Source organism: Alistipes sp. DJF_B185 (assembly GCF_964250025.1).
In the GTDB taxonomy this organism is placed as follows: Bacteria; Bacteroidota; Bacteroidia; order Bacteroidales; family Rikenellaceae; genus Alistipes; species Alistipes finegoldii.
Genome location: NZ_CAXUDY010000028.1, coordinates 1 through 1,338 on the forward strand (window position 1 = coordinate 1; position 1,338 = coordinate 1,338).

Sequence of the window (1,338 nt, forward strand, 5' to 3'; positions counted from 1 at the left end):
CGGGAGCCGCCGTTTCCACCGTGTCGAAAAGCGACCCGGCGAAGCCCTCCCGCGGTTTCGGTTCCGTTATTCCGCCCACGTGCTGCACGGGAGTATCTGCCATGCCGAAATCTTCGGGTTTCGGCGGGTGCTGCTCCCACAAGCGATTCTCCCGCTCTTTCGACCAGGCCCCGAAGTCGGCCAGATCCTCCCCGGTCGGTTCTCCGGCGGGTGTGGCAGCAGAATCCGGTAACACTTGTCCGGGTTTGTTTTCGATTCGGGTAATCTCCCCGGTTTCGGTATCGACATGGTAGCCCTGTGCCGCCATTTCGGCGACGACGCGGCGTTTTTCCTCCTCTTCCCGCTGCTGCTGAAGGTTACGGGCATCGGCGATAATCTCCTTGACGATTTCTCCGGCAAGGCGGGGCTCGTGTCTTTCGGCACGCTGGCGTTCCGCCTGACGGGGACGGGACAATTCCCGCTCCGGTGTACCGGGTGTCTGTTCCGGAGCATGTTCCAGGCAATAACTCTCGTTGAAATGCCGGTTGAAATCCTCCGAGAGCATACGCCGCATCTCCCGGTCGATGCCGTCCACGCCCTCCGCGTGGGTGAACTCCATCGCCGGTTTGCCGTAGGGGTCTTTGCCTACTTTGGCCTCGGTATGGATCACCCTGTCGAACGACTGGAAAAGGTTGTTTATCCGGATGCCGTTCGACAGCTTGCGGGATTCGATGAAATCCCGCTGCCGTTCGGACAGTTCCCCCGTGGCGGCTTTCTTTTGCAGGATAACCAGGTCGCTGCCGACCTCCGTCCCCGCGTGTTCTGTAAAGAGGTTGTTCGGCAGCCGGATGGCCGATACGGGCTCGCAGCGGTTCATCAGCCACTCGCGCACGGGGCGTCCCTGCTCGGCGTTCAATACTCCCTGCGAGGTGATGAATGCCACCAGGCCGCCCTCGCGTACCATATCGACGGACTTCATGAAAAAATAGTTGTGCAGCGCCCGTGTGCCTTGCCGCCGCACGGGGTCGGTATGGGTGGAGAAGAACGGGTCGAAGAGCGCCACGTCCCCGAAAGGGATGTTGCTCACGGCCACGTCGTAGTAACCGGCGTATTTGGGTTCGATGCGCTCGAATCCCTGTACCCGCACCCGTTTTTCGGGGTGCAGGTGCTTCAGGATCAACCCCGTGGCGGGGTCTTTCTCGAAGCAGGTGATCTCCGCATAGGGGGCGTGGAAATCCACGGCACTGACGAAAACCCCCGTTCCCGCACTGGGGTCAAGAATACGTTTGGGGACGATCCGCGTGTCCCATATCGCCTCCACGATGGCGTCTGCCACTTTCGGGGGCGTGTAAAAAGTCG

General features: G+C 60.9%; 1 protein-coding gene. It reads right to left on the bottom strand.

The window, feature by feature from the left end:
* On the bottom strand, nucleotides 1–1,338 hold a 1,338-nt coding region (locus tag ACESTR_RS15475), incomplete at both ends, for an N-6 DNA methylase (RefSeq protein WP_373179408.1).